This window comes from Actinobacillus arthritidis, assembly GCF_029774155.1.
GTDB lineage: Bacteria > Pseudomonadota > Gammaproteobacteria > Enterobacterales > Pasteurellaceae > Actinobacillus > Actinobacillus arthritidis.
Map to the genome: position 1 here is coordinate 1,685,909 of NZ_CP103833.1, position 24,261 is coordinate 1,710,169.

The following is a 24,261-nucleotide window of genomic DNA, read 5'->3' on the forward strand; positions in this document are numbered from 1 at the left end:
AATAAACTGCTTAGCTAAGTTTACATATTACTTTAAAAGTAAAAATGAATTTCTAGTTTAAGCACCTATTAAGACTTCAAGTTTTAAATAATATTTTTAAAATCAAGTCAATCAACAAGTGCCCACACAGATTGTCTGATATATTGTTAAAGAACAAAAAGAAACGACGCACTGAAATCTAACTTTTATCGTTCACAACAGTGCGTCGTTGTGTGTGGTGCATTATAGAGAAATCTAAAATCCTTGCAAGTACTTTTTTGCATTTTTTTATCAAATGTTTTGTTTTTAGCCAGTTTAATAAACTCAATAAACATAACCAATTGATTTATAAGGATTTTAATTTTGTAAGCAATTTAGTAATTCTAACCGCTTGAAGCCCCATTGTTGCATAATCACTTCTCTTTTAGAGAACTCTGTGTCCATTTTGGTACAAAAGGCGATATTTTCGTTGTTTTGTTCCACATTCTTTAGTGGCAACTTACTTAATAGGTTGCTAACTCTATTCGCAATACCGTTACCTGGATCAATAAAATGTTTTACATTCGGTAATAGTTGCTGTAATTCTTGTTTGACAAGTGGGAAGTGAGTACAACCTAAAATTACCGTATCAAGCGTCGGGTGAGCTTGCCATTCAGCAATCACTTTAGCGAGCCGTTTTTGATCAACATTCCCGGTTCGGATCTTTTCTTCGACCAGTTCTACTAATGTGGTCGTCCCAATCTTTTCAACAACACAGTCTTTTGCATACTTTTCGATAAGTTCCGCAACATAAGGGCGTTCAACCGTACCTTTGGTCGCGAGTAATCCAATTGTTTTCGTTTCTGACACAGTCTGCGACCGGTTTAATTGCTGGTACGGTTCCAACAATCGGAAAAGTAAATTTTGCTCTTAGAGCCGGTAACACCACCGTACTTGCGGTATTGCAAGCAACTACGACCATATCAAGCGGATATTTTTCTACAATTTTTTGCACAATTTTAACCGCTTGTTCAATTAAAACGTTTTCAGGCCGTTCGGAATAAGGAAAGTAAGCATTGTCGAAACAATAAAGATAATGAGCATTCGGTAACGTTTGGCGTATAGCGTCATAAATAGTAAGCCCGCCCATGCCCGAATCGTATAAAAGAATTGTTGGTTTCATATGATAAAAATAAAGGAAATTTTGGAGAGAATCCTACTCTCTTATATTTAGTGATTCAAGCTCTAAAGATAGGGGAAATCCTTAAGGAATAGTTCATATATTTCTAGCGGATAACCTTTTAATACATAACGTGCTTTACGCATATACATTTTACTCTCTTTATCAAATTGCCATTCGAGAGAAATTCTTTCCGGTTGCTGAGGGAAAAGCCATAAACCGATAGCTTGATTACCAAGCGTAGGAAGATCTTTTGCTACATTATCTATCGTTGCTTTTGGCACTAAAGTTTGAGCAAATATCCATGCTTGATCTTTTTCTTTTAACAATACTTCTCTTAGCCAGTAATCCTTTGAAGAAGCGGTTAAATTTTTCACTTTTTTTGTAATCCACTTCTGTTGTGTTATTTCAACGTTAAATTGCTGCGTAACCTGTAGTAATTTTTGTGTTAATGAGCCTTGATGTAATAGCCATTCTTGTTGAGCATTACTTAGTGCTCCAGACTCTAAACACCAATTATGATTGGTCAAAATTTTGCGATATTTTTGTAACATAAATATAAAAAAGCGGTGAGATTGCAAATAATTTTAACAATCCGACCGCTTTTTGTGAATTTTAATCTATTAAGCTGATTTTGCGAGTTTTCCAGCAGCTTCAACAACAACAGCGATTGCTGTTTGTTCAGTTGCATGGATCGTTGCTTCATTCGGGATTTCTTGTTGTGTACGATTTACAATGACCCCTGACACCATTCCGGCACGTAAACCAAGTGCGGAACACATTGTAAATAATGTGCCTGATTCCATTTCAAAGTTCATGACATTTAGCTCTTGCCATTGTTTTAATGAACCTTGGAAATGACGATAAACTTTACCGCTATAAGTATCATAACGTTCTTGACCCGGATAGAATGTATCAGATGAAGCGGTAATACCGACATAAGGCGTTACGCCTTGGTTTTTCGCCGCGCATAAAGCTCATTCGTACATTCAAAATTTGCCACCGCAGGATATTCTAATGGTGCAAAGTGACGGCTTGCCCCGTCTAAACGAACTGCACCGGTTGTAACAAGTACATCGCCAACATTAATATGCGGTTGGATCGCACCGGTTGTACCAATACGTAAGAATGTACGCACGCCAAGTTGTGCTAATTCTTCTACACAGATTGACACTGACGGACCACCGATACCGGTTGAACACACAACAATCGGCTCTCCGCCAACATAACCCAACCAAGAAGTAAATTCACGCGTTGAAACGAGAAATTCAGGGTTATCCATTTTTTGTGCAATACGTTCGCTACGAGCTGGATCACCCGGCACGATTGCCACTTTAGCCCCTTTTAACATTGCTTTAGTTAAGCCTAGATGAAATACTTCAGACATACATAATCTCCTTTCTTTGGACACTATAAAATCAAAAACTTGTGCTTATTCAAGCACGAAAATTCAAGATAAGCGATTGTTTTTAATAAAAAATTTGCAAATTTGTGAAGCCGATCAAATGAAAACGTTTGCGTTTTCGCTAAACTAGCGGTTAAATTTGTACGATTTTTAACAACTTCGTTTTTACGGCTTGATCCCTCTTAGAATCGGGTTTTGCATCGAAATCAATGTTTCGGTAGATTGAATCTCATCGATCAACTGAATTTTGGTCGCTAAAACACGGTGTAATTCTTCTATCGTATGCGTCATTACCTTAATAAAAATCGAATAATTACCGGTGGTATAGTAAGCCTCAACCACTTCTTCAAACTCATTTAACTTCGCAATGACTTTTTCGTAATCTTTTGCTGATTTCAAAATAATACCGATAAAACAACAAACATCATAACCTAGCTTACGTTCGTTAATGCGAATTTTAGTCCCTTCAATAATACCCGACTGACGCATTTTCTCAACACGAACATGAATAGTCCCGGCACTGACACCAAAATTTTTTGCCATTTCTGCATAAGGCGTACGAGCATCTTCTACCAATGCACGTAGAATAAGCTGATCTAACTGATCAATTTGATATTTAGTGTGCAAAATTCATACTCCATTTTTAATTTATTGATGATTCTATAAAATTTAACATAAACAATTAGATAAAATCTAACATAAAAAGATTTTTATTTGATAAATATTGCATTTTTTACGAATTATATTAAATTACATTCATCTCAACAAATCATGAGAACAAATTACTCTATTTATAAGGAATAAGATAATGAAAAAGACATTCATTTTACAGCAACAAGAAATCAGCTTTGTGAAAAACACTTTTACCCAATATTTAATTGATAAATTAGGCATTATTGAGGTGCAAGGTCCGATCCTCAGCCAAGTGGGTAACGGTATGCAAGATAATCTTTCCGGTATCGAAAAAGCGGTTCAAGTTAATGTGAAATGTATTCCGGGCGCAACTTTTGAAGTAGTTCACTCACTCGCAAAATGGAAACGTCACACTTTAGCTCGTTTCGGTTTTAAAGAAGGCGAAGGCTTATTCGTACATATGAAAGCATTACGCCCTGATGAAGATTCACTCGATCCGACACACTCTGTTTATGTAGACCAATGGGACTGGGAAAAAGTGATTCCTGAAGGTCGTCGTAATTTTGATTTCTTAAAAGAAACCGTAAACGAAATCTATAAAGCGATTCGCTTAACCGAATTAGCAGTAGAAGCACGTTTTGATATTCCGTCAATCCTACCGAAACAAATTACGTTCGTACACAGCGAAGAATTAGTACAACGCTACCCAAACATGACCGGTAAAGAACGTGAAAACGCAATTTGTAAAGAACACGGTGCGGTATTCTTAATCGGTATCGGCGGTAAATTATCTGACGGTAAACCACATGATGGTCGTGCACCGGACTACGATGACTGGACAACCGAATCTGAAAACGGTTACAAAGGTTTAAACGGCGATATTTTAGTGTGGAACGAACAACTTGGTTCAGCATTTGAACTTTCGTCAATGGGTATCCGTGTTGATGAAAAAGCGCTTCGTTTACAAGTTGAATTAACTGGTGACCAAGACCGCTTAGAAATGGATTGGCACAAAGATTTATTAGCGGGTCGTTTACCGCTTTCAATCGGTGGCGGTATCGGTCAATCTCGTATGGCAATGTTCCTTCTTCGTAAAAAACATATCGGTGAAGTGCAATCTAGCGTATGGCCGAAAGAAATGTTAGAAAAATATAAACATATTCTATAGTTAAAAAATTAAGAGCTGATTTGCCAATGCAATTCAGCTCTTTTATATATCGATTTAAACAAAAAATCCCTAGCCTTTTAAGCTAGGGATTTTTTATAATTTGGTGCTGGGGGGATTTGAACCCCCGTCCGAAATTACTCCATCTTCAGCACTACACGTTTAGTCTAGTCTTTAAGTTCACTTACCTCCAGCGGACAGACACGCAAGAAATGAGCTAGTTTGATTCAATTTAGTGTTTCGATCCTCAAACGGCGGCTGTCCACACGATCTCGTTTTGGGTGACTTATCGTTGCCCTCGTCTTACGAGCGGAAGCTGAGGCGATAAGGCTATGAGCAGGTTATTAAGTCGCTAAAGCGTATTGTTCGTCGTTTGCGACTATTTTTTTGCGGTTTGTTTACGAGGCCTACCGCACCTCGACGTGCACCTTGGACTTCGCTAATCCCGTCGAATCCAGAATCAGCCCCAAAAGTTTTTTAATTCTAATGGAAAGCGGTTGATTTTGCAAAGAATTTTGTAAACTTAACCGCTTGTAAAAGTAAATTGTGGAGTAGTTCAAAGATTTAAACTTTTTATTTTGACAAATAAACTCCGATCTATTTTAATTCGAACAATTCTTTTAGTTTTTATTTATATTTTTTCATAAGGAGTCAATTATGACTTTCGACTATCAACAAAAAGAGCCAGAAAAGTTCGCAACGTTCTTAAAACGCCAAAAAATGATTTTTATTGTGGCGTTTCTTGGTTATGTATGTGCCTATTTGGTACGTAATAACTTCAAGTTGATGTCTAAATCCATTATGGTCACAAACGGTTGGGAGAAAGCGGATATCGCAATGTTGCTTTCTTGTTTAACGATTTCCTACGGATTAGCAAAATTCTATATGGGTGCATTAGGTGACCGTGTTGACTTACGTAAATTGTTTGCGATTTGTCTAGGTGCAAGTGCGGTTATTTGTATTACGATTGGTTTCTACCACACTTCAATTCTTACACTTGCAGTCTTATTAGTGCTTTGTGGTGTAGTACAAGGGGCTTTAGCACCGGCATCACAAAATATGATTGCAAATTATTATCCGAATAAAACCCGTGGAGCTACCATTGCCGGTTGGAATATTTCACAGAATATGGGTTCGGCGATGTTACCTATGATGATTGCGATGATGACCACAATGGGCTTTATCGTTCCCTCAACCGGTAATGTATTAATGGCGTTCTTAGTGCCGGCAGTATTAGTGTTATTATTTGCCGTCTTCTGTTGGAAATTCGGTGGCGATGCCCCAGAAAAAGAGGGATTAGATTCACTCCGCACAATGTATGGCGATGCCGGTGAATCTAATGTTGCTTCCGAAGAAGAAAAACATAATTTAGGCTATTGGCAACTTATCGGAAAATATGTTTTCCTTAACCCAGCCCTGTTATTAGTTGCTACAGTAAACGTGGCACTGTATTTTGTCCGTTTCGGGATTGAAGACTGGATGCCGATTTACTTACACGAAGTGGCCAAAATGGGTGATGCTGAAGCTCATATGGCAATTTCTATTCTTGAATGGGTAGCAATCCCGGGATCATTAGTATTCGCGTGGTTAGCGGTCAAATATCCAAATAAAATGGCAAAAATGGGGGCTATCGGTTTATTTGCAATGGCTGGTATTGTATTTGCATATGAATATGTAACTGCCAGCGGTACGCCTAATTACCCATTACTACTAGTGATTTGTGGTATTTTAGGTGCGTTAATTTACGGTCCTCAATTAATCGTGAATATTCTTACCATCAATTTTGTACCGCTAAATGTTGCTGGTACGGCAATCGGCTTTGTCGGCGTAACAGCTTACTTAATCGGTAATATGGGAGCAAACTGGATTATGCCGATTATGGCGGATAACTTTGGTTGGTTCTGGTCTTATGTGGTTATTGCGGCACTATCTGCTTTCTCTGCGGTAGGCTATTTAATTCTTGCAAAACACGAAGAAAAAACTATTAAAGCCTAAACCAATTCTATACTAACTCTAAAAGCTGAGTTTTAAATTGAACTCAGCTTTTTTATTTGCGTCCAACCTATTCATAAGAAAAACAGACGAATAAGTGATAACACTGTTATAATACAAGATTAAATTATTAGCCAGAGAGATAGCATGAAAAAGTTTGACGAACACGAGATTGAAGATGCAGAAATTATTGAGCCGGACGAAGTAGAAATCTTAACCGATGACAATCAGCCGACCGAAGCAATGCATCCGGCATTGGTACAAGGCGGCATGCCTGTGCCACAAGGCAATCTCGACAGCTATATTCGTATGGCGAACCAATATCCGATTTTAACCGCTGAGCAAGAAAAAGAATTAGCCGAGCGTTATTACTATGATGAAGATGTTGAAGCCGCAAAACAGTTAATTTTATCGCATATGCGTTTTGTAATTCATATCGCTAGAGGTTATTTAGGATACGGTTTACCGCTTGCTGATTTAATCCAAGAAGGCAATATCGGCTTAATGAAAGCAGTAAAACGCTTTGACCCGAATGTTGGTGTGCGACTGGTTTCTTTTGCGGTCCATTGGGTAAAAGCGGAAATTCACGAATACGTATTAAAAAACTGGCGTATCGTAAAAGTGGCAACCACCAAAGCACAACGCAAACTGTTTTTCAATTTACGTAAAAATAAAAACCGCTTGGCTTGGTTCAATGAGGAAGAAATCCAAAAAGTCGCTGAAGATTTAGGTGTTTCGGTTGAAGAAGTACGTGAAATGGAATCTCGTATGACAGGACAAGACTTAGGCTTCGATTTACCGGTTGGCGAAGATGACGATGAAGCCTACACACCGTCAATGTATTTAGAAGATAACAGTTCTAACTTTGCCGATGATTTGGAAGACGACCAATATAACGGCCAAGCTACCGCACAATTAGCCTATGCACTTTCGACACTAGATGAACGTAGCCAAGACATTATCAAAACCCGTTGGTTAGATGAAGAAAAAGCAACGTTACAAGACTTAGCCAATAAATACGGCATCTCCGCCGAACGTGTCCGCCAACTCGAAAACGCGACCTTGAAGAAAATTAAAGATGCGGTGAGTTTTGAGTAAAGTTATCTAAATAAAAGCGGTCATTTTTACTATATTTATGTAAAAATGACCGCTTGTTTATGGCTACTAATCTAATACCTATTTACTCATCATTAACAACTTCTGACCTAGATATTTCCAAGCGATTATTACGATTACCGTTAAGCCAATCAGAATAGGGGCAAGGGTTATGCCTTTAACCGACCAATAATAATGAATTGCCGCAACAATTGCAATATAAGCAAATTGGTGTACGCTAAACCATTTTTTGCCTAATACCTGCTTGATAAATGGAATAGATGTAACAGACATCACTAATAAAATGATAAATGCGATTACACCTAAAATAAGATAAGGACGCTGAGAAATTTCACTGAAAAATAACGAGAAATCTAATCCCAATTCTAATACTAAATAGCTGAGCATATGTAATAATGCCCAAACAAATGCCCATAATCCTAATGGACGGCGTAAAATCTGATACTGATTCTTGTGCAAAACTTGTAACATAATGCCTAAGACAAACATAGCACAAAAAATAATAATGGCGGTATAACCGAGAAAATGAATCAGATCTTTGCCGGGATCAGCACCTAATACTTCCGCATTATCCGTCAGTAATACCGTAGTTAACCATAATAATGGCGTTATACACGCCAGATGAATGATTGTTCTCAATAGCAATAACATTAGAAATTTACTCTTAAATCCAAACCTTTATAAAGATGTGCGACTTCTTTCTCATATCCGTTAAACATCAAGGTATCTTGACGTTTAACCGAAAGTAATCCACCGCCGCCGATAACACGCTCTGAGGCTTGCGACCAGCGAGGATGATCTACGTTAGGATTCACATTAGCATAAAAACCATATTCATGCGGTGCAAGTTTTTCCCAAGTAGTACGAGGACGAGTTTCTGAGAAGGTAATTTTTACAATAGATTTAATGCTCTTAAAGCCATACTTCCACGGTACAACTAAACGAATCGGCGCACCATTTTGTGGCGGTAGCATTTTTCCATACAGCCCGACAGAAAGTAAGCTAAGCGGATTCATTGCTTCTTCAAGCGTTAATGCCTCTACATACGGATAATCAATACCGCCACCGAAAAATTTATTTTTCTGCCCCGGCATTTGTTCCGGATCATGCAATGTGTGAAACACCACAAACTTCGCTTTAGACGTCGGTTTTACCATTTCAATCAAACGTGCTAATTCAAATCCTACCCAAGGTACAACCATTGACCACGCCTCAACACAACGAAAGCGATAAATACGTTCTTCTAATGGGAAACGATTAAATAACTGCGAATGATTCAGCATCAAGGGCTTTTCAACTTCACCACCGATTTCAAGCGACCAAGGATCTGTTTTTAAATCTCTCGCAAATTTTGCCGGATCGGATTTATCCGTTCCAAATTCATAGAAATTATTGTAACCGATGATTTTATTTTCTGGCGTTAGAACTAAATCCGTTTTTGCTGCGGCTTTAAAATTATGTATCTTTGACTGGTTAGACTTCTCAGTAGAAAAAGCAACTTGCGGTAAACCAAGGCTTACCGCACTAAGTCCCATTGCTTTAATAATTTGACGACGCTGATTGAAAATAGCTTCCGGTGTAACATCATTATAGGTTAATCTCTTCATAATCATCTCCTTTGTTGTATAATCGTTTGTCCTAAAAACGATAAAAATAATTACATAAAAAAATAAATCTTTTATAAAAGGAAAAACGATGTCAAAAATTGAACAATTAAATTCAATTCCCCCACAAAAAATTGAAGAAATCCGCCTACAAATGATTAAGTTTGCTACTCTCCAATTAAAGGATCCCGATTTAGCTGAAGATGTTGTTCAAGAATCTCTTGCCAGTGCCTATAAAAATGCACACTCATTTCGCGGTGAAGCGGCGTTAAAAACTTGGATTTTTGCAATTCTAAAAAATAAGATTATTGATCTCATTAAATACCGAAAACGGGTTGTAAATATTTCTGAACTCGTCGAGGAAGAAAATCCTCATCAGTTTTTTGATCATTCCGGCTATTGGCTTTCAGAAACCTATGAACCAAAAGAATGGGAAGATGTAAATCAGATAAGTTATAAGAAAGAATTTTGGGCGATCTTCGACATTTGTTTAAATAAACTGCCTGCACAACAGGCTCGAGTATTTATGATGCGAGAACATTTAGATATGAGCAGTGAGCAAATCTGCCTAGAATGTGATATCAGTATTACCAATTTACATGTTATTTTACACCGAGCAAGACTACAGCTACAGGCTTGTTTAGCAAAAAATTGGTTTGAAGGAGAAAAATTATAATGAATTGTGAGCATGCCTCCGAATTAATTTCACTAAGCTGTGAAAAAAAGTTAAATGTGAAAGACAGTGTTCAGCTACAAGTCCATTTATGGCTTTGTCCGAAATGCCGTCATTTCAAACAAAATAACGACAAATTACGTGAAATGTTGAAAGAATACTGTAATCAAACACAAAAAGAGCCATTGTAATTTAGTGAAAAAAAGACCGCTTGCCTCAACACAAGCGGTCTTTTTTCAGCTATTTTTTACCAATTACGCTTTTACATTTTCTTTTAAGAAAGCTAAAAGCTGATCTTTGGCAATCATTTGTTTCTCACCGGTACGACGGTTCTTATATTCAATCTCGCCATTCGCAAGATTTTTCTCACCGATAACCACCATATGCGGTACACCGATTAATTCCATATCGGCAAACATCACACCCGGACGCTCTTTACGATCATCAAAAATCACATCCACACCTTGAGCTTTTAAGTCGCGATACAGTTCTTCCGAGAATTGTTGCACGCTTTCTGATTTGTGCATATTCATCGGCACAATTGCCACGGTGAACGGTGCGATTTCATCTGACGGCCAAATAATACCGCGATCATCGTGGTGCTGTTCGATTGCCGCGCAACCACACGTGTTACACCGATACCGTAGCAACCCATAGTCATCACAAGCGGTTTACCGTCTTCACCTTGAACGGTCGCTTTCATTGCTTCCGAGTATTTGGTACCAAGTTGGAAAATATGACCTACTTCAATACCTCGTTTGATTTGTAGCACGCCTTTGCCGTCCGGACTTGGGTCGCCTTCCACCACGTTACGTAAGTCCGCCACTTCCGGCATTGCTACATCACGTTCCCAGTTCACATTGAAATAATGTTTCCCGTCAATGTTTGCACCACAACCAAAATCTGACATTACCGCTACTGAACGGTCGATAATCGCCGGAATATTCAGATTTACCACACCAAGTGAACCCACGCCCGCACCGATTTTCGCTTTAATTTCCGCTTCATCTGCAAACTCAAACGGATCAGCCACTAACGGATGTTTTTGTGCCTTGATTTCATTTAACTCGTGGTCGCCACGTAACACTAACGCCACAAGCGGTTGTTCTTCAGTTGCACCTTTTACGATTAAGGTTTTCACCGTTTTTTCAATCGGTAAATTGAATTGCTCAACTAATTCATTAATTGTTTTCGCATTCGGCGTATCGACTAACTGAATTTCTGCCGTTGGCGCTTGACGCTCGCCCACTGCTACCGCTTCCGCTAATTCGATATTCGCCGCGAAATCAGATTCGGTTGAAAACACCACATCGTCTTCACCGCTTGACGCTAACACTTGGAACTCGTGTGAAGCCGAACCGCCGATTGAACCGGTATCCGCTTGTACTGCACGGAAATCTAAACCAAGACGGGTGAAAATATTGCTATACACTTGGTACATCACATCGTAAGTTTCTTGTAATGACGCTTTGTCCACGTGGAAAGAATACGCATCTTTCATCACAAACTCACGCGAACGCATCACGCCGAAACGTGGACGCACTTCATCACGGAATTTGGTTTGAATTTGATATAAATTTAACGGAAGTTGTTTGTAAGACGACACTTCACGGCGAACTAAGTCGGTAATCACTTCTTCGTGAGTCGGGCCTAACACGAAATCACGGTCGCCACGATCGACAAAACGCAATAATTCCGCACCGTAATCGTTCCAACGACCTGATTCTTGCCATAATTCTGCCGGTTGCACCACAGGCATTAACACCTCGATAGCACCACCTTTATTCATTTCTTCACGAATAATGTTTTCTACTTTTTTCAATACCTTGATCCCGGTCGGCAACCAGTTATATAAACCTGAAGCCATCGGACGAATCATACCGGCACGTAGCATTAATTGGTGGCTCACCACTTGTGCATCGTTCGGCGTTTCTTTAAGGGTCGAAAATAAATACTGACTTGTACGCATTGTTATTCCTATTGTTATTTTAAATATCGAAAAATGGGATCTATTTTAAAACAAAAGCGGTCGGATTTTTAGAGATTTTCGCCATTTGCAAAAAATTTCTTAAATCTGACCGCTTAATACAGAAAAATTACAGATGTGGGAATTGTTTACAGTTATATTTTATTTAGACTTAATAAGTATTTTGTCGTGTTGATTTAAAATCCACAATATAGACATTTTTAACACCAATCAGGAACTTAACCTGATATTTGCCATTTAAAATTGAAATTTCTTTCTTTTTACGTAAGGTATATACATCCGCTGTATAGCTCAATTTATCTACCTCACTTTTTATGGCATCATAAAACTGCTCGGCAATAAGTAAATTTTGTGATTTTTCTAGGATGTAACTAACCTGATTAAATAGTTTCTTTTCTGCAACATCATACCAAATGATATTGTAATCAAATTTCATTATTTTTCTTCCAAGCCCAATGCTTTTCGTAAGTTTTCCATTACTTGATCGTGAGTTTTTGTTGGCACTAAACCATTCTCTAATTTATACAATAAATCCAATTCATCATCGGTATAGAAAGGCTGTTTTTGTTCTTTTTCTAAGAAAAAATCTTGCGGTAATGTTGTTGCCATAAAATACTCCTTTTCGCATTATTTGTGCTATATCGCCTTTTAAATATTTGGCGAAATTTACAGCACATCTTATCTAGCCGATATAATACAGTCAAGACTCTCCTATTTATAGAGATAGGAATGAAACTCTCACACCATCGTTTTCCTTTAACTTGCAAAAAATTAATGAAAACAGACCGCTTGATTTGTACATAAAAACAGTATTTGTTATATTAGTCCGATTGAAAACAAGCGGTCGGATTTAATCAAAATTTTACTATGAGCGAACAATTACTAGACGGTGTGCCACTTACTGCCCTTTCCGGGGTGGGTGTGGCGATTGCGGAAAAACTGAGTCGAATCGGCATTAATAATGTGCAAGATCTGTTATTTCATTTACCTTATCGCTATGAAGATCGCACCCGAATTACGCCAATTATTGATGTACGTCCGGAAAGTTTTTCTACGATAGAAGGCATCGTGCGACTGACCGAAGTGCAATTCGGTCGCCGTCCAATTTTATCCACCGTACTGTCTGACGGCACCAGTAAAATCACGCTGAAATTCTTTAATTTTAATGCGGGAATGAAAAACAGCCTGACCGCCGGCACACGTGTCAAAGCTTTTGGCGAAATCAAACGTGGGCGTTTTATGGCGGAAATTCATCACCCCGAATATCAAATTATTCGCAATAATCAACCGCTTGAACTTGCCGAAACGTTAACACCGATTTACTCCACTACAGAAGGTTTAAAGCAAAATTCGTTACGTAAACTTACTGAACAAGCATTAGCGTTATTGGATAAAATCAAAGTTGGTGAGCTGTTACCGGACGAATACAATCCGCATAAATACAGCTTAAAACAGGCATTGCAATTATTACACCGCCCGCCACCAAGCGTTTCTGCCGAACAGTTGGAAAAAGGTGATCATCCGGCACAAAAACGACTGATTTTTGAAGAATTATTGGCACACAACTTGGCGATGCGGCAAGTGCGAGTCGGAGTCAACCAACTGACTGCTACGCCGCTACGCTATCAAACCGATCTCAAAAGCCGCTTTTTGGCGAGTTTGCCGTTTAAACCGACCAACGCTCAAAGCCGAGTTACCGCCGATATTGAACAGGATTTAGCCAAATCTTCGCCGATGATGCGTTTAGTGCAAGGCGATGTCGGCTCGGGTAAAACCTTAGTCGCCGCTCTTGCGACCCTGCTGGCGATTGATAACGGCAAACAAGTGGCATTAATGGCACCAACTGAAATCCTTGCCGAGCAAGACGCCAATAACTTTGCTAACTGGTTACGCCCGTTCGGTATTGAGGTCGGCTGGCTTGCCGGTAAAGTAAAAGGTAAAGCTCGCACCGCACAACTGGAAGCGATTAAAAACGGCGAAGTGCAGATGATTATCGGCACCCACGCCCTCTTCCAAGAAAGTGTCGAGTTTCATAATCTTGCATTAGTGATTATTGATGAACAACACCGTTTCGGTGTACATCAACGCTTAACCCTACGTGAAAAAGGGGCGAAAGACGGCATTTATCCGCACCAGCTAATTATGACCGCTACGCCAATCCCTCGCACCTTAGCGATGACGGTCTATGCCGATCTGGATACCTCCATTATTGACGAGCTACCACCGGGGCGAACGCCGATTACCACCGTGGCGATTTCGGAAGACAGACGAGATGAAATCGTCCGTCGTGTATATGTCGCCTGTAAAAATGAAAAACGCCAAGCCTATTGGGTTTGTACCTTAATTGACGAATCGGAAGTTTTGGAAGCGCAAGCGGCGGCGATTGCCGAAGATTTACAACGAGCGTTACCGGATTTACGTATCGGCTTGGTACACGGACGGATGAAACCGCAAGAAAAGCAAGCGATTATGGCGGAATTTAAAGCGGCAAATATTGATTTATTAGTCGCCACCACCGTAATTGAAGTGGGGGTTGATGTGCCGAATGCCAGCCTAATGATTATCGAAAACTCCGAACGTTTAGGGCTTGCTCAGCTACATCAGTTACGTGGACGTGTCGGCCGTGGCGCAACCGCTTCGCATTGCGTGTTACTGTATAAACCGTCGCTCGGCAAAATTTCGAGTAAACGCTTACAAGTGTTGCGCGACAGCCAAGACGGTTTCTATATTGCCGAAAAAGATTTAGAAATTCGTGGCACAGGTGAAATTCTCGGTACGAAGCAAACCGGTATGGCGGAATTTAAAGTGGCGAATTTAATGCGAGATCGCAAAATGATTCCATTGGTACAGAACTATGCCAAGCAAATTATTCAGCAAAATCCACCGCTTGCAGAAGCCCTAATTCATGCCGCTGGCTTGGCGAAAAAACAGAATATACCAATGCCTAGCATAAAGAACATAAATATTTTTTAACCACAGAATACACAGACTACACCGAAAATACCATCTCTACTCTTACAGCCCTTGAGGAGTCGAACTATAGATATTTCATGTACAGATTCTTAGCAAACGATTGCTCTGTATATAAACTGTAATTCATACAATAGTTTACCAACACAATTACATTACATTACATTACATTACATTACATTCATTATAGTGCCATCCTTTTATAACTAATAGCCCTTATTCTATGTTAAGGGCTTTTTTAAGGAATTTTCTTAATGAATAAAATTTTTAGAGTAATTTGGAATGAAGCGACTCAATCTTGGATTGCTGTTTCTGAATTAGCTAAAGGGAAAGTGAAATCTTCCTCTTCAAACACAACAACTACAACGATTAATCGCTCAAACAAAGCATTATGGATTGCGAGTACTCTCGGGTTATTAAGTGCATTAGGCTCAAACCAAGCCAATGCGGCTATTGAGATTGGTTCTACGTCGGGCATTTCTTTTGCACAAAATGGAGCCGCAACACCAGCTAGTAGCCTTTCAATAGCTATTGGTCAGAATGCAAAAATTACTGGAGAAACTGCTACTCATATAATTGACTATCTGTCACCTGCAAATAAAAAAAGAACTCCTGCTACTAATAACTATTACATACTTAGTACTAGTGGTGTGGCTATCGGTCATTCATCATCAGTTACAAATGGAGGAACTGTAGTTGGTTCATTAGCTAAATCAAAAGGTTTAGGGGTTGCAGTAGGTGCTTGCTAGTGACGCAAACTCAAGTTCTGTGGCTATTGGTGCTTCTTGCTGTAGCGTCAGGTACTAACTCATTATCAATGATGCGTCAATCCAGTGCATCTGAAGACTTTGCAATTGCTATTGGTACTACAGCAATAAGTAATGGTACATCTGCAATCGGTATCGGTAAGTCTGTAGTTGCACAAGGCACTCGAGCAATTGCGATTGGTGCGACAACAACTACAGATACTGAGTATGATGCAACAGCCAATACACAAGCGACAGGTAACGATGCGATTGCATTCGGTACATCTGCTCGTGCCACAAAGAACGACACTATTGCAATTGGTCAAGGTGCAACTGCTAACATTGAAAATTCTATCGCATTAGGTAAAAGTTCAACAACCACAGCAAGATCAACAGTAACCAAACCGACTTTCAAAGATGATAGCGGTACGGATGTTACCTATAACTTTGATGATAACAAAGCTGTTGTTGGTGTTGTTTCTGTCGGTAGTGATAACGGATTACGCCAAATTCAATACGTTGCGACCGGAAATGTGAGTGCAACCTCAACTGATGCGATCAATGGTAGCCAACTTTATCTTGCTGTAGCTTATTCCGGCTTTAATATTAAGCAAAATGGTGCGGTTGCACCTATATCACGTGTTAATAACAATAACTATGTTGATTTTGCTAACGGTACTTACACCACTGCTCGCGGTTACTGATGCGGCAGATGGAGCAAAAGTTCAATTTAATGTTATAACACAAACTATTACTTCTGATGCAACTACTGGTCAAGCGGCAACAACCGGTACGGCAGGTTTAGCAACCTCTGCGGATGTAGTTACGGCAGTAAATAATGTCGCAACGATTGCAACGACTGCAAAAACTAACGCAGAAGCGACTCAAAATGCGACAAATGAAGCAGATAGAAAAGCAGTTAATGCTCAAACTGCGGCAAACAATGCACAGCAAGCCGCAACAAAAGCAGATACAAAAGCAAATACCGCACAACAAACAGCTACTGTCGCTCAAGCAACAGCAAATGAAGCAAAAAATGCACTTACTAGCAAAGCAGACGCAAGCCGTGCTTATACATTCAGCACTCAAAATAATAAAACTGCATACACTACGACAGATGGTACGGCTGATAGTTGGACATTAGGCAAGAATGATAGCCTTACATTTGGCGCAACAAATGAATTACAAGTTTCTACTGACGGCCAAGGCAATATTGTTTATGGTTTATCTACAACCACTACAAATGCAATAAAAGCCGCAAAAGATACAGCTGATGCTTGCAAAAACAGCAACAGAAACAGCTACTAATACTGCAAACGATGCAAAAACAGTCGCGGAAACGGCTACTAATACCGCAAACGATGCAAAAACGGCGACAGAAACAGCTACTAATACCGCAAACGATGCGAAAACAGCGGCGGAAACAGCTACTAATACCGCAAACGATGCAAAAACAGCGGCGGAAACGGCTACTAATACCGCAAACGATGCGAAAACAGTCGCTACAACTGCAACCAATACCGCAAACGATGCGAAAACAGTCGCTACAACTGCAACCAATACCGCAAATGATGCAAAAACAGTCGCGGAAACCGCAACCAATACCGCAAACGATGCAAAAACGGCGACAGAAACAGCTACTAATACCGCAAACGATGCGAAAACAGCGGCGGAAACAGCTACTAATACCGCAAACGATGCAAAAACAGCGGCGGAAACGGCTACTAATACCGCAAACGAGGCGAAAACAGTCGCGGAAACAGCTACTAATACTGCAAACGATGCAAAAACAGCGGCGGAAACCGCAACCAATACCGCAAACGATGCGAAAACAGTCGCGGAAACGGCTACTAACACCGCAAATGATGCGAAAACAGCAGCAGAAACGGCTACTAATACCGCAAACGATGCAAAAACGGCGAGCAGAAACAGCTACTAATACTGCAAACGATGCAAAAACAGCGGCGGAAACCGCAACCAATACCGCAAACGATGCGAAAACAGTCGCGGAAACGGCTACTAATACCGCAAACGATGCGAAAACAGTCGCGGAAACGGCTACTAACACCGCAAATGATGCGAAAACAGCAAGCAGAAACGGCTACTAATACCGCAAACGATGCGAAAACAGCGGCGGAAACGGCTACTAATACCGCAAACGATGCAAAAACGGCGAGCAGAAACAGCTACTAATACCGCAAACGATGCGAAAACAGTCGCGGAAACGGCTACTAACACCGCAAATGATGCGAAAACGGCGACGGAAACAGCTACTAATACCGCAAACGATGCAAAAACAGCGAGCAGAAACGGCTACCAATACCGCAAACGACGCGAAAACAGCGGCGGAAACAGCTACTAATACCGCAAACGACGCGAAAACAGCGGCGGAAACAGCTACTAATACCGCAAACGATGCAAAAACAGCGGCGGAAACGGCTACTAATACCGCAAACGATGCGAAAACAGCAGCGGAAACGGCTACTAATACCGCAAACGATGCGAAAACAGTCGCGGAAACGGCTACTAACACCGCAAATGATGCGAAAACAGCGGCGGAAACAGCTACTAATACCGCAAATGATGCGAAAACAGCAGCAGAAACGGCTACTAATACCGCAAACGATGCAAAAACGGCAAGCAGAAACGGCTACTAACACCGCAAATGATGCGAAAACGGCAGCGGAAACAGCTACTAATACCGCAAACGATGCAAAAACAGCAGCAGAAACGGCTACTAATACCGCAAACGATGCGAAAACAGTCGCGGAAACGGCTACTAACACCGCAAATGATGCGAAAACAGCGGCGGAAACAGCTACTAATACCGCAAATGATGCGAAAACAGCAAGCAGAAACGGCTACTAATACCGCAAACGATGCAAAAACGGCGAGCAGAAACGGCTACTAATACCGCAAACGATGCGAAAACAGTCGCTACAACTGCAACCAATACCGCAAACGACGCGAAAACAGCGGCGGAAACAGCTACTAATACCGCAAATGATGCGAAAATAGCGACAGAAACGGCTACTAATACCGCAAACGATGCAAAAACGGCAAGCAGAAACGGCTACTAATACCGCAAACGATGCCCAAACTGCGACAAATAACGCACAGCAAACTGCAACTGATGCACAAACAACTGCAAATGAAGTTAAAAACATTGTTGCCAATAAAGCAGATGCAAATCGTGCTTATGCATTTAATATCGAAAATAGTGTTGGTGAACAAAATAACAAAACAGGTCAAGCAGAAGGTTGGGATCTTTCTAACGATGGAGAGATTACATTCGGTGCAACATCTGATCTTGAAGTGTCTACTGATGGTACAGGCAAGATTGTCTATGGTTTATCTACCGTTGCAAAAACAGCTATTTCTGCAGTTGCTGATGCTTGCAAAAACTGTTACAGATAGCCTAACTCAGATCGAAGACTCAGTAAAAGAAGCTAAAGATGCTCGCATCAGCAGCTGGACAGCTCTGCAACCAAGGCTGATGATTCAGCAAAAGCGGCTTCAACCTCTGCTTCTGCGGCAGATAGCTCTGCAACTAAAGCGGACGATTCAGCGAAAGCGAGCATCGACTTCTGCATCAGCGACGGACAGCTCAGCGACTAAAGCGGATGATTCAGCGAAAGCGGCTTCAACCTCTGCTTCTGCGGCGGATAGCTCTGCAACCAAAGCGGATGATTCTGCGAAAGCGAGCATCGACTTCTGCATCGGCGGCGGATAGCTCTGCAACTAAAGCGGACGATTCAGCGAAAGCGGCTTCAACCTCTGCATCAGCGGCAGATAGCTCTGCAACTAAAGCCGACGATTCAGCAAAAGCGGCTTCAACCTCTGCTTCTGCGGCAGATAGCTCTGCAACTAAAGCGGACGATTCAGCAAAAGCGGCTTCAACCTCTGCTTCTGCGAGCAGATAGCTCTGCAACTAAAGCGGACGATTCAGCAAAAGCAAGCATCCACCTCTGCATCAGCGGCAGATAGCTCTGCAACTAAAGCGGATGATTCAGCGAAAGCGGCTTCAACCTCTGCATCAGCGGCGGATAGCTCTGCAACCAAAGCGGATGATTCAGCAAAAGCGGCTTCAACTTCTGCATCAGCCGCAGATAGCTCAGCGACTAAAGCGGATGATTCAGCGAAAGCGACTTCAACCTCTGCTTCTGCGGCGGATAGCTCTGCAACCAAAGCGGATGATTCTGCGAAAGCGAGATCGACTTCTGCATCGGCGGCGGATAGCTCTGCAACTAAAGCGGACGATTCAGCGAAAGCGACTTCAACCTCTGCATCAGCGGCAGATAGCTCTGCAACTAAAGCCGACGATTCAGCAAAAGCGGCTTCAACTTCTGCTTCTGCGGCGGATAGCTCTGCAACTAAAGCGGATGATTCAGCGAAAGCGAGCATCGACTTCTGCATCAGCGGCGGACAGCTCAGCGACTAAAGCGGATGATTCAGCGAAAGCGACATCGACTTCTGCATCAGCGGCGGACAGCTCAGCGACTAAAGCGGATGATTCAGCGAAAGCGGCTTCAACTTCTGCATCAGCGGCGGATAGCTCTGCAACCAAAGCGGATGATTCAGCAAAAGCGGCTTCAACTTCTGCTTCTGCGACAGATAGCTCAGCAACCAAAGCGGATGATTCAGCGAAAGCGGCTTCAACCTCTGCATCAGCCGCAGATAGCTCTGCAACCAAAGCGGACGATTCAGCGAAAGCGGCTTCAACTTCTGCTTCTGCGGCGGATAGCTCAGCGACTAAAGCGGATGATTCAGCGAAAGCGGCTTCAACTTCTGCATCAGCCGCAGATAGCTCTGCAACCAAAGCGGATGATTCAGCGAAAGCGGCTTCAACCTCTGCATCAGCCGCAGATAGCTCTGCAACCAAAGCGGACGATTCAGCGAAAGCGGCTTCAACTTCTGCTTCTGCGGCGGATAGCTCAGCGACTAAAGCGGATGATTCAGCGAAAGCGGCTTCAACTTCTGCATCAGCGGCGGACAGCTCAGCGACTAAAGCGGATGATTCAGCGAAAGCGGCTTCAACTTCTGCATCAGCGGCGAATAGCTCTGCAACTAAAGCGGACGATTCAGCGAAAGCAAGCATCGACTTCTGCATCAGCCGCAGATAGCTCTGCAACCAAAGCGGATGATTCAGCGAAAGCGGCTTCAACTTCTGCTTCTGCGGCGGATAGCTCAGCGACTAAAGCGGATGATTCAGCGAAAGCGAGCATCGACTTCTGCATCAGCGGCGGACAGCTCTGCAACTAAAGCGGATGATTCAGCGAAAGCGGCTTCAACTTCTGCATCAGCGGCGGACAGCTCTGCAACCAAGGCTGACGATTCAGCGAAAGCGACATCAACCTCTGCATCAGCGGCGGACAGCTCTGCAACCAAGGCTGACGATTCAGCGAAAGCGGCTTCAACCTCTGCATCAGCGGCGGATAGCTCTGCAACCAAAGCGGATGATTCAGCAAAAGCGGCTTCAACTTCTGCATCGGCGAGCAGATAGCTCAGCAACCAAAGCGGATGATTCAGCGAAAGCGGCTTCAACCTCTGCATCAGCCGCAGATAGCTCTGCAACCAAAGCGGACGATTCAGCGAAAGCGGCTTCAACTTCTGCTTCTGCGGCGGATAGCTCAGCGACTAAAGCGGATGATTCAGCGAAAGCGGCTTCAACTTCTGCATCAGCCGCAGATAGCTCTGCAACCAAAGCGGATGATTCAGCGAAAGCGGCTTCAACTTCTGCATCAGCGGCAGATAGCTCTGCAACTAAAGCGGACGATTCAGCGAAAGCGGCTTCAACTTCTGCTTCTGCGGCGGATAGCTCAGCGACTAAAGCGGATGATTCAGCGAAAGCGGCTTCAACTTCTGCATCAGCGGCGGACAGCTCAGCGACTAAAGCGGATGATTCAGCGAAAGCGGCTTCAACTTCTGCATCAGCGGCGGACAGCTCTGCAACCAAAGCGGACGATTCAGCGAAAGCGGCTTCAACCTCTGCATCAGCGGCGGATAGCTCTGCAACCAAAGCGGATGATTCAGCAAAAGCGACATCGACTTCTGCATCGGCGGCAGATAGCTCAGCAACCAAAGCGGATGATTCAGCGAAAGCGGCTTCAACCTCTGCATCAGCCGCAGATAGCTCTGCAACCAAAGCGGACGATTCAGCGAAAGCGGCTTCAACTTCTGCTTCTGCGGCGGATAGCTCTGCAACCAAAGCGGACGATTCAGCGAAAGCGGCTTCAACTTCTGCTTCTGCGGCGGATAGCTCTGCAACCAAAGCGGATGATTCAGCAAAAGCAAGCATCGACTTCTGCATCGGCGACAGATAGCTCAGCAACCAAAGCGGATGATTCAGCGAAAGCGGCTTCAACCTCTGCATCAGCCGCAGATAGCTCTGCAACCAAAGCGGACGATTCAGCGAAAGCGGCTTCAACTTCTGCTTCTGCGACCGGATAGCTCAGCGACTAAAGCGGATGATTCAGCGAAAGCGGCTTCAACTTCTGCATCAGCGGCGGATAGCTCTGCAACCAAAGCGGATGATTCAGCAAAAGCGACATCGACTTCTGCATCGGCGAGCAGATAGCTCAGCAACCAAAGCGGATGATTCAGCAAAAGCGACATCGACTTCTGCATCGGCGACAGATAGCTCAGCAACCAAAGCGGATGATTCAGCGAAAGCGGCTTCAACTTCTGCATCAGCCGCAGATAGCTCAGCGACTAAAGCGGATGATTCTGCGAAAGCGGCTTCAACTTCTGCATCAGCGGCAGATAGCTCTGCAACCAAAGCGGATGATTCAGCGAAAGCGGCTGATAGTTCGGCGACTAAAGCGAATAATTCTGCAACTAGAGCAGAACAAGCTGAACAACGAATGAAGAAAGATTTTGAGTCTACCAATACCGGAGAGACAACGGACAAATTAGGCGAAAAATCAACTCGTATGGGTAATAATTCAACGGCGAAAGGTCGTAAAGCGACTGCCGCTGGTGCAGATGCGTCAGCAAGCGGTGATAAATCAACAGCAATCGGTCAAAATGCAAATGCGAAAGCGAGAAACTCTGTTGCATTAGGTGCAGATTCTGTTGCTGATGAAGAGAATACAGTTTCAGTAGGCTCTCAAGGCAATGAACGCCGTGTAACTAATGTTGCTCGTGGTGTGAAACCGACTGATGCGGTAAATAAAGCTCAATTAGATGAAGTTCGAGGTGAAGTGGGTCAAGTGAAGAAAGATCTTCGTAAGACGGATCGTAAACTTCGTGCTGGTATCGCTGGTGCGGTTGCTGTGGCAAATATCCCACAAGTAACAAAAGCTGGTGGTACGATGGTTGGTGCCGGTGTCGGTAACTACCACGGTCAAAGTGCTGTTGCGGTCGGTTTCTCAAAACTATCTGATAATAATCGTGTAATTATTAAAGGTAGTGCGGGTGCAACAACGCAAGGCGAATTTAACGTTGGTGCGGGTATTGGTTACCAATGGTAATTTTAGCAATCTAAATTGATTTTAAAATCTCACTCATTACAACGATGGGTGAGATTTTTTTATCTAATATACTATTTACAACCTGAATATATCTACTGAAATGTATTACGGTTGAAGATAAGGAAAAATAATGATGAATAAAAAATATAGAATCGGTATTACATTCAATTTAGAAGCCAAAGTCACTGATATTTGGGCAAATGGTGCAAACCAAAATATCATTTTCCTATATCAATTATTTCAACATTCCAATATCGTTGAAGATGTGGTACTTGTTTCTTGGGGACCTGAGAAACGCACTACACCACCGGAAGGCTTTATGCTTGATGAAATGGATCTTAAATTTGCCTATATTGAAGATGTGATTGATGAGCTGGATGTTTTAATTGAAGGAACATTAGTTATTGAACCTAGATATGCAGAAAAAATTCGCTCACACGGAGGAAAATTGGTGTGTTATAAAATAGGCAATGATTTCATCATGGATATGGAATACTTCTTATTTGATAAAAAAGGCGGAAGGGTCTTTAACGGTACCTATTTTGATAGTGTTTGGATGATTCCCCAGCACGAAAATACCTGTCACTCTTATTTTTCAATCATGTATCGTTGTAATGCTTATGTGGTACCTGCTATTTGGGCACCAACATTCTGCGATCAAGTCGTAAAACGTTTGAAAAATAAACATAATTTAGAATTTGGCTATGTCCCAACATCTGTATCAGCAAAAAGAATTGCCTCATTTGAATCGAATATCAATGTAGTAAAAACCAGCTTTATTCCAGTATTAATTTGCGAACAAGCCTATCGTACTGCATCAGAAAAAATTAAACACGTTTATTTATGTAATACTTATGAAAAACGAAATAACCCAACTTTCTTTAATTTTATCGGCAGAACGGAACTGGTAAAAGATAATGTGATGACAGTGGAAGGTCGTTATCAAATGCCCGATTTCTTAACTCGTTATGTTGATGTTGTAGTCAGCCATCAGTGGGAAAACGGCTTAAATTACGCTTATAACGATGCATTATACGGCGGTTATCCATTTATTCATAATTCCAAATTATTACCTAAAGGTGTAGGTTATTATTATGATCAATTCGATGCCTTTGACGGTGCAAAAATGTTATTAGATGTAATTGACAACCATGATAAAAATCACGAGGCTTATGTGAAACGTGCTAATGAATATTTAGATTCGTTACTCCCAACCAATCCGATAAATATCCATTTATACGAAAAAGAGATTAGAAGGTTGTTTGAATAATCCTAACTCTTTTATAAATACAGCAAGTTAACTACAAACTAAGTGGTTTGATTTAACAAAGTTTTTGCAAATCTAACCGCTTGCATTGTA

The 24,261-nt window shown here is 41.8% G+C and carries 31 protein-coding genes, 1 other RNA gene and 4 pseudogenes; 20 read left to right on the top strand and 16 right to left on the bottom strand.

Annotated features, from left to right (window positions below):
- Positions 1 to 336 precede the first annotated feature (336 nt).
- The 4 genes and pseudogenes from murI to asnC form a co-directional block, all read right to left on the bottom strand.
- Positions 337 to 1,141 (bottom strand): annotated as a pseudogene (murI, locus tag NYR89_RS07880) (glutamate racemase).
- A gap of 62 nt (positions 1,142 to 1,203) precedes the next feature.
- Positions 1,204 to 1,698 carry a chorismate--pyruvate lyase family protein gene (locus tag NYR89_RS07885; protein WP_279446666.1) on the bottom strand — a complete coding sequence of 165 codons (495 nt, stop codon included), beginning with the start codon at positions 1,696 to 1,698 and terminating at the stop codon, positions 1,204 to 1,206.
- Positions 1,699 to 1,761: 63 nt separating this feature from the next.
- Positions 1,762 to 2,525 (bottom strand): annotated as a pseudogene (udp, locus tag NYR89_RS07890) (uridine phosphorylase).
- Positions 2,526 to 2,708: 183 nt separating this feature from the next.
- Complete coding sequence (asnC, locus tag NYR89_RS07895; RefSeq protein WP_215578125.1) at positions 2,709 to 3,170, bottom strand: transcriptional regulator AsnC; 462 nt, start codon at positions 3,168 to 3,170, stop codon at positions 2,709 to 2,711.
- 181 nt (positions 3,171 to 3,351) lie between these two features.
- Between asnC and asnA the strand changes: the two genes are divergently transcribed.
- The gene (gene asnA, locus NYR89_RS07900) at positions 3,352 to 4,344 is read left to right on the top strand and encodes an aspartate--ammonia ligase (protein WP_279445389.1); all 993 of its coding nucleotides are present in this window, start codon (positions 3,352 to 3,354) and stop codon (positions 4,342 to 4,344) included.
- A gap of 100 nt (positions 4,345 to 4,444) precedes the next feature.
- Here asnA and ssrA read toward each other — a convergent pair.
- Positions 4,445 to 4,809, bottom strand: a transfer-messenger RNA (tmRNA) gene (ssrA, locus tag NYR89_RS07905).
- Positions 4,810 to 4,998: 189 nt separating this feature from the next.
- Between ssrA and NYR89_RS07910 the strand changes: the two genes are divergently transcribed.
- The gene (locus tag NYR89_RS07910; RefSeq protein ID WP_279445390.1) at positions 4,999 to 6,336 is read left to right on the top strand and encodes an MFS transporter; all 1,338 of its coding nucleotides are present in this window, start codon (positions 4,999 to 5,001) and stop codon (positions 6,334 to 6,336) included.
- 144 nt (positions 6,337 to 6,480) lie between these two features.
- Positions 6,481 to 7,431, top strand: coding sequence for an RNA polymerase sigma factor RpoH (gene rpoH / locus NYR89_RS07915; protein ID WP_279445391.1), 951 nt, complete (start codon positions 6,481 to 6,483; stop codon positions 7,429 to 7,431).
- A gap of 78 nt (positions 7,432 to 7,509) precedes the next feature.
- Here the strand turns inward: rpoH and NYR89_RS07920 are convergent, their stop codons facing one another.
- Together NYR89_RS07920 and msrP are read right to left on the bottom strand one after the other, a co-directional pair.
- Positions 7,510 to 8,100, bottom strand: coding sequence for a protein-methionine-sulfoxide reductase heme-binding subunit MsrQ (locus tag NYR89_RS07920; RefSeq protein WP_279445392.1), 591 nt, complete (start codon positions 8,098 to 8,100; stop codon positions 7,510 to 7,512).
- Positions 8,100 to 9,056: a protein-methionine-sulfoxide reductase catalytic subunit MsrP gene (msrP, locus tag NYR89_RS07925; RefSeq protein WP_279445393.1), complete on the bottom strand. Its 957-nt coding sequence runs from the start codon at positions 9,054 to 9,056 to the stop codon at positions 8,100 to 8,102. Before msrP ends, NYR89_RS07920 begins: the two co-directional genes overlap by 1 nt.
- Before the next feature lie 88 nt (positions 9,057 to 9,144).
- Here msrP and NYR89_RS07930 point away from each other — a divergent pair, with 88 nt between their 5' ends.
- The gene (locus NYR89_RS07930; protein WP_279445394.1) at positions 9,145 to 9,729 is read left to right on the top strand and encodes a sigma-70 family RNA polymerase sigma factor; all 585 of its coding nucleotides are present in this window, start codon (positions 9,145 to 9,147) and stop codon (positions 9,727 to 9,729) included.
- Positions 9,729 to 9,917: an anti-sigma factor family protein gene (locus NYR89_RS07935; RefSeq protein ID WP_279445395.1), complete on the top strand. Its 189-nt coding sequence runs from the start codon at positions 9,729 to 9,731 to the stop codon at positions 9,915 to 9,917. Before NYR89_RS07930 ends, NYR89_RS07935 begins: the two co-directional genes overlap by 1 nt.
- A 63-nt stretch (positions 9,918 to 9,980) precedes the next feature.
- Here NYR89_RS07935 and proS read toward each other — a convergent pair.
- From proS to NYR89_RS07950, 3 genes and pseudogenes are all read right to left on the bottom strand, one after another.
- Positions 9,981 to 11,695 (bottom strand): annotated as a pseudogene (proS, locus tag NYR89_RS07940) (proline--tRNA ligase).
- Positions 11,696 to 11,864: 169 nt separating this feature from the next.
- A complete protein-coding gene (locus NYR89_RS07945) occupies positions 11,865 to 12,149 on the bottom strand; it encodes a type II toxin-antitoxin system RelE/ParE family toxin (protein ID WP_279445396.1) in 285 nt (94 codons plus the stop codon).
- Positions 12,149 to 12,322: a hypothetical protein gene (locus tag NYR89_RS07950; protein WP_279445397.1), complete on the bottom strand. Its 174-nt coding sequence runs from the start codon at positions 12,320 to 12,322 to the stop codon at positions 12,149 to 12,151. The genes NYR89_RS07945 and NYR89_RS07950 overlap by 1 nt, the downstream gene beginning before the upstream one ends.
- Positions 12,323 to 12,580: 258 nt before the next feature.
- Between NYR89_RS07950 and recG the strand changes: the two are divergent.
- From recG to NYR89_RS08005, 11 genes and pseudogenes are all read left to right on the top strand, one after another.
- Positions 12,581 to 14,661 (top strand): annotated as a pseudogene (gene recG / locus NYR89_RS07955) (ATP-dependent DNA helicase RecG).
- 276 nt (positions 14,662 to 14,937) lie between these two features.
- Entirely contained in the window at positions 14,938 to 15,432 is a 495-nt protein-coding gene (locus NYR89_RS07960; RefSeq protein WP_279445398.1) for an ESPR domain-containing protein, read from the top strand.
- Positions 15,432 to 16,133, top strand: coding sequence for a hypothetical protein (locus tag NYR89_RS07965; protein WP_279445399.1), 702 nt, complete (start codon positions 15,432 to 15,434; stop codon positions 16,131 to 16,133). The genes NYR89_RS07960 and NYR89_RS07965 overlap by 1 nt, the downstream gene beginning before the upstream one ends.
- Positions 16,087 to 16,737: a hypothetical protein gene (locus NYR89_RS07970; RefSeq protein ID WP_279445400.1), complete on the top strand. Its 651-nt coding sequence runs from the start codon at positions 16,087 to 16,089 to the stop codon at positions 16,735 to 16,737. Before NYR89_RS07965 ends, NYR89_RS07970 begins: the two co-directional genes overlap by 47 nt.
- The gene (locus NYR89_RS07975) at positions 16,703 to 17,368 is read left to right on the top strand and encodes a hypothetical protein (protein WP_279445401.1); all 666 of its coding nucleotides are present in this window, start codon (positions 16,703 to 16,705) and stop codon (positions 17,366 to 17,368) included. Before NYR89_RS07970 ends, NYR89_RS07975 begins: the two co-directional genes overlap by 35 nt.
- Entirely contained in the window at positions 17,337 to 17,537 is a 201-nt protein-coding gene (locus NYR89_RS07980; protein ID WP_279445402.1) for a hypothetical protein, read from the top strand. The genes NYR89_RS07975 and NYR89_RS07980 overlap by 32 nt, the downstream gene beginning before the upstream one ends.
- Positions 17,538 to 17,590: 53 nt before the next feature.
- A complete protein-coding gene (locus NYR89_RS07985) occupies positions 17,591 to 17,791 on the top strand; it encodes a hypothetical protein (protein ID WP_279445403.1) in 201 nt (66 codons plus the stop codon).
- A complete protein-coding gene (locus tag NYR89_RS07990; RefSeq protein ID WP_279445404.1) occupies positions 17,718 to 18,086 on the top strand; it encodes a hypothetical protein in 369 nt (122 codons plus the stop codon). Before NYR89_RS07985 ends, NYR89_RS07990 begins: the two co-directional genes overlap by 74 nt.
- Positions 18,055 to 18,297: a hypothetical protein gene (locus NYR89_RS07995; RefSeq protein ID WP_279445405.1), complete on the top strand. Its 243-nt coding sequence runs from the start codon at positions 18,055 to 18,057 to the stop codon at positions 18,295 to 18,297. The genes NYR89_RS07990 and NYR89_RS07995 overlap by 32 nt, the downstream gene beginning before the upstream one ends.
- Before the next feature lie 11 nt (positions 18,298 to 18,308).
- Positions 18,309 to 18,509 (top strand): hypothetical protein, encoded by a 201-nt coding sequence (locus tag NYR89_RS08000; protein WP_279445406.1) that lies wholly within the window; start codon positions 18,309 to 18,311, stop codon positions 18,507 to 18,509.
- Positions 18,478 to 18,846: a hypothetical protein gene (locus NYR89_RS08005; protein WP_279445407.1), complete on the top strand. Its 369-nt coding sequence runs from the start codon at positions 18,478 to 18,480 to the stop codon at positions 18,844 to 18,846. Before NYR89_RS08000 ends, NYR89_RS08005 begins: the two co-directional genes overlap by 32 nt.
- A 147-nt stretch (positions 18,847 to 18,993) precedes the next feature.
- On the opposite strand, the gene NYR89_RS08010 is transcribed toward NYR89_RS08005, so the two are convergent.
- Positions 18,994 to 19,137, bottom strand: coding sequence for a hypothetical protein (locus NYR89_RS08010; protein WP_279445408.1), 144 nt, complete (start codon positions 19,135 to 19,137; stop codon positions 18,994 to 18,996).
- On the opposite strand from NYR89_RS08010, the gene NYR89_RS08015 reads away from it, so the two are divergent.
- Entirely contained in the window at positions 19,116 to 19,352 is a 237-nt protein-coding gene (locus tag NYR89_RS08015; protein ID WP_279445409.1) for a hypothetical protein, read from the top strand. The two genes, NYR89_RS08010 and NYR89_RS08015, sit on opposite strands and share 22 nt — an antisense overlap.
- Before the next feature lie 22 nt (positions 19,353 to 19,374).
- On the opposite strand, the gene NYR89_RS08020 is transcribed toward NYR89_RS08015, so the two are convergent.
- The 5 genes from NYR89_RS08020 to NYR89_RS08040 are packed head-to-tail and all read right to left on the bottom strand — an operon-like array spanning position 19,375 to position 21,727.
- The gene (locus NYR89_RS08020) at positions 19,375 to 19,833 is read right to left on the bottom strand and encodes a hypothetical protein (protein ID WP_279445410.1); all 459 of its coding nucleotides are present in this window, start codon (positions 19,831 to 19,833) and stop codon (positions 19,375 to 19,377) included.
- The gene (locus NYR89_RS08025) at positions 19,817 to 20,527 is read right to left on the bottom strand and encodes a coiled-coil domain-containing protein (protein WP_279445411.1); all 711 of its coding nucleotides are present in this window, start codon (positions 20,525 to 20,527) and stop codon (positions 19,817 to 19,819) included. The genes NYR89_RS08020 and NYR89_RS08025 overlap by 17 nt, the downstream gene beginning before the upstream one ends.
- Positions 20,511 to 20,654, bottom strand: a complete 144-nt coding sequence (locus tag NYR89_RS08030) for a hypothetical protein (RefSeq protein ID WP_279445412.1) — start codon at positions 20,652 to 20,654, stop codon at positions 20,511 to 20,513. Before NYR89_RS08030 ends, NYR89_RS08025 begins: the two co-directional genes overlap by 17 nt.
- Positions 20,638 to 20,982, bottom strand: coding sequence for a hypothetical protein (locus tag NYR89_RS08035; RefSeq protein WP_279445413.1), 345 nt, complete (start codon positions 20,980 to 20,982; stop codon positions 20,638 to 20,640). Before NYR89_RS08035 ends, NYR89_RS08030 begins: the two co-directional genes overlap by 17 nt.
- On the bottom strand, positions 20,906 to 21,727 hold the full coding sequence (locus NYR89_RS08040) for a coiled-coil domain-containing protein (protein WP_279445414.1): 822 nt from the start codon (positions 21,725 to 21,727) through the stop codon (positions 20,906 to 20,908). Before NYR89_RS08040 ends, NYR89_RS08035 begins: the two co-directional genes overlap by 77 nt.
- Here NYR89_RS08040 and NYR89_RS08045 point away from each other — a divergent pair.
- From NYR89_RS08045 to NYR89_RS08055, 3 genes are all read left to right on the top strand, one after another.
- A complete protein-coding gene (locus NYR89_RS08045) occupies positions 21,706 to 21,879 on the top strand; it encodes a hypothetical protein (protein WP_279445415.1) in 174 nt (57 codons plus the stop codon). The two genes, NYR89_RS08040 and NYR89_RS08045, sit on opposite strands and share 22 nt — an antisense overlap.
- 80 nt (positions 21,880 to 21,959) lie before the next feature.
- Positions 21,960 to 22,901: a YadA family autotransporter adhesin gene (locus NYR89_RS08050; RefSeq protein WP_279445416.1), complete on the top strand. Its 942-nt coding sequence runs from the start codon at positions 21,960 to 21,962 to the stop codon at positions 22,899 to 22,901.
- A gap of 133 nt (positions 22,902 to 23,034) precedes the next feature.
- A complete protein-coding gene (locus NYR89_RS08055) occupies positions 23,035 to 24,171 on the top strand; it encodes a DUF2827 family protein (protein WP_279446667.1) in 1,137 nt (378 codons plus the stop codon).
- Positions 24,172 to 24,261 lie beyond the last annotated feature (90 nt).

Coding starts and splice junctions, on each gene's coding strand:
- asnA (WP_279445389.1), top strand. CDS start 3,352: ATGAAAAAGACATTCATTTTACAGCAACAAGAAATCAGCTTTGTGAAA.
- NYR89_RS07910 (WP_279445390.1), top strand. CDS start 4,999: ATGACTTTCGACTATCAACAAAAAGAGCCAGAAAAGTTCGCAACGTTC.
- rpoH (WP_279445391.1), top strand. CDS start 6,481: ATGAAAAAGTTTGACGAACACGAGATTGAAGATGCAGAAATTATTGAG.
- NYR89_RS07920 (WP_279445392.1), bottom strand. CDS start 8,100: ATGTTATTGCTATTGAGAACAATCATTCATCTGGCGTGTATAACGCCA.
- msrP (WP_279445393.1), bottom strand. CDS start 9,056: ATGAAGAGATTAACCTATAATGATGTTACACCGGAAGCTATTTTCAAT.
- NYR89_RS07930 (WP_279445394.1), top strand. CDS start 9,145: ATGTCAAAAATTGAACAATTAAATTCAATTCCCCCACAAAAAATTGAA.
- NYR89_RS07935 (WP_279445395.1), top strand. CDS start 9,729: ATGAATTGTGAGCATGCCTCCGAATTAATTTCACTAAGCTGTGAAAAA.
- NYR89_RS07945 (WP_279445396.1), bottom strand. CDS start 12,149: ATGAAATTTGATTACAATATCATTTGGTATGATGTTGCAGAAAAGAAA.
- NYR89_RS07950 (WP_279445397.1), bottom strand. CDS start 12,322: ATGGCAACAACATTACCGCAAGATTTTTTCTTAGAAAAAGAACAAAAA.
- NYR89_RS07960 (WP_279445398.1), top strand. CDS start 14,938: ATGAATAAAATTTTTAGAGTAATTTGGAATGAAGCGACTCAATCTTGG.
- NYR89_RS07970 (WP_279445400.1), top strand. CDS start 16,087: ATGTTGATTTTGCTAACGGTACTTACACCACTGCTCGCGGTTACTGAT.
- NYR89_RS07975 (WP_279445401.1), top strand. CDS start 16,703: ATGCTTGCAAAAACAGCAACAGAAACAGCTACTAATACTGCAAACGAT.
- NYR89_RS07980 (WP_279445402.1), top strand. CDS start 17,337: ATGCAAAAACGGCGAGCAGAAACAGCTACTAATACTGCAAACGATGCA.
- NYR89_RS07985 (WP_279445403.1), top strand. CDS start 17,591: ATGCAAAAACGGCGAGCAGAAACAGCTACTAATACCGCAAACGATGCG.
- NYR89_RS07990 (WP_279445404.1), top strand. CDS start 17,718: ATGCAAAAACAGCGAGCAGAAACGGCTACCAATACCGCAAACGACGCG.
- NYR89_RS07995 (WP_279445405.1), top strand. CDS start 18,055: ATGCAAAAACGGCAAGCAGAAACGGCTACTAACACCGCAAATGATGCG.
- NYR89_RS08000 (WP_279445406.1), top strand. CDS start 18,309: ATGCAAAAACGGCGAGCAGAAACGGCTACTAATACCGCAAACGATGCG.
- NYR89_RS08005 (WP_279445407.1), top strand. CDS start 18,478: ATGCAAAAACGGCAAGCAGAAACGGCTACTAATACCGCAAACGATGCC.
- NYR89_RS08015 (WP_279445409.1), top strand. CDS start 19,116: ATGATTCTGCGAAAGCGAGCATCGACTTCTGCATCGGCGGCGGATAGC.
- NYR89_RS08010 (WP_279445408.1), bottom strand. CDS start 19,137: ATGCTCGCTTTCGCAGAATCATCCGCTTTGGTTGCAGAGCTATCCGCC.
- NYR89_RS08020 (WP_279445410.1), bottom strand. CDS start 19,833: ATGCTCGCTTTCGCTGAATCATCCGCTTTAGTTGCAGAGCTATCCGCC.
- NYR89_RS08025 (WP_279445411.1), bottom strand. CDS start 20,527: ATGCTTGCTTTCGCTGAATCGTCCGCTTTAGTTGCAGAGCTATTCGCC.
- NYR89_RS08030 (WP_279445412.1), bottom strand. CDS start 20,654: ATGCTCGCTTTCGCTGAATCATCCGCTTTAGTCGCTGAGCTATCCGCC.
- NYR89_RS08035 (WP_279445413.1), bottom strand. CDS start 20,982: ATGCAGAGGTTGAAGCCGCTTTCGCTGAATCATCCGCTTTGGTTGCTG.
- NYR89_RS08045 (WP_279445415.1), top strand. CDS start 21,706: ATGATTCAGCAAAAGCAAGCATCGACTTCTGCATCGGCGACAGATAGC.
- NYR89_RS08040 (WP_279445414.1), bottom strand. CDS start 21,727: ATGCTTGCTTTTGCTGAATCATCCGCTTTGGTTGCAGAGCTATCCGCC.
- NYR89_RS08050 (WP_279445416.1), top strand. CDS start 21,960: ATGATTCAGCAAAAGCGACATCGACTTCTGCATCGGCGAGCAGATAGC.
- NYR89_RS08055 (WP_279446667.1), top strand. CDS start 23,035: ATGAATAAAAAATATAGAATCGGTATTACATTCAATTTAGAAGCCAAA.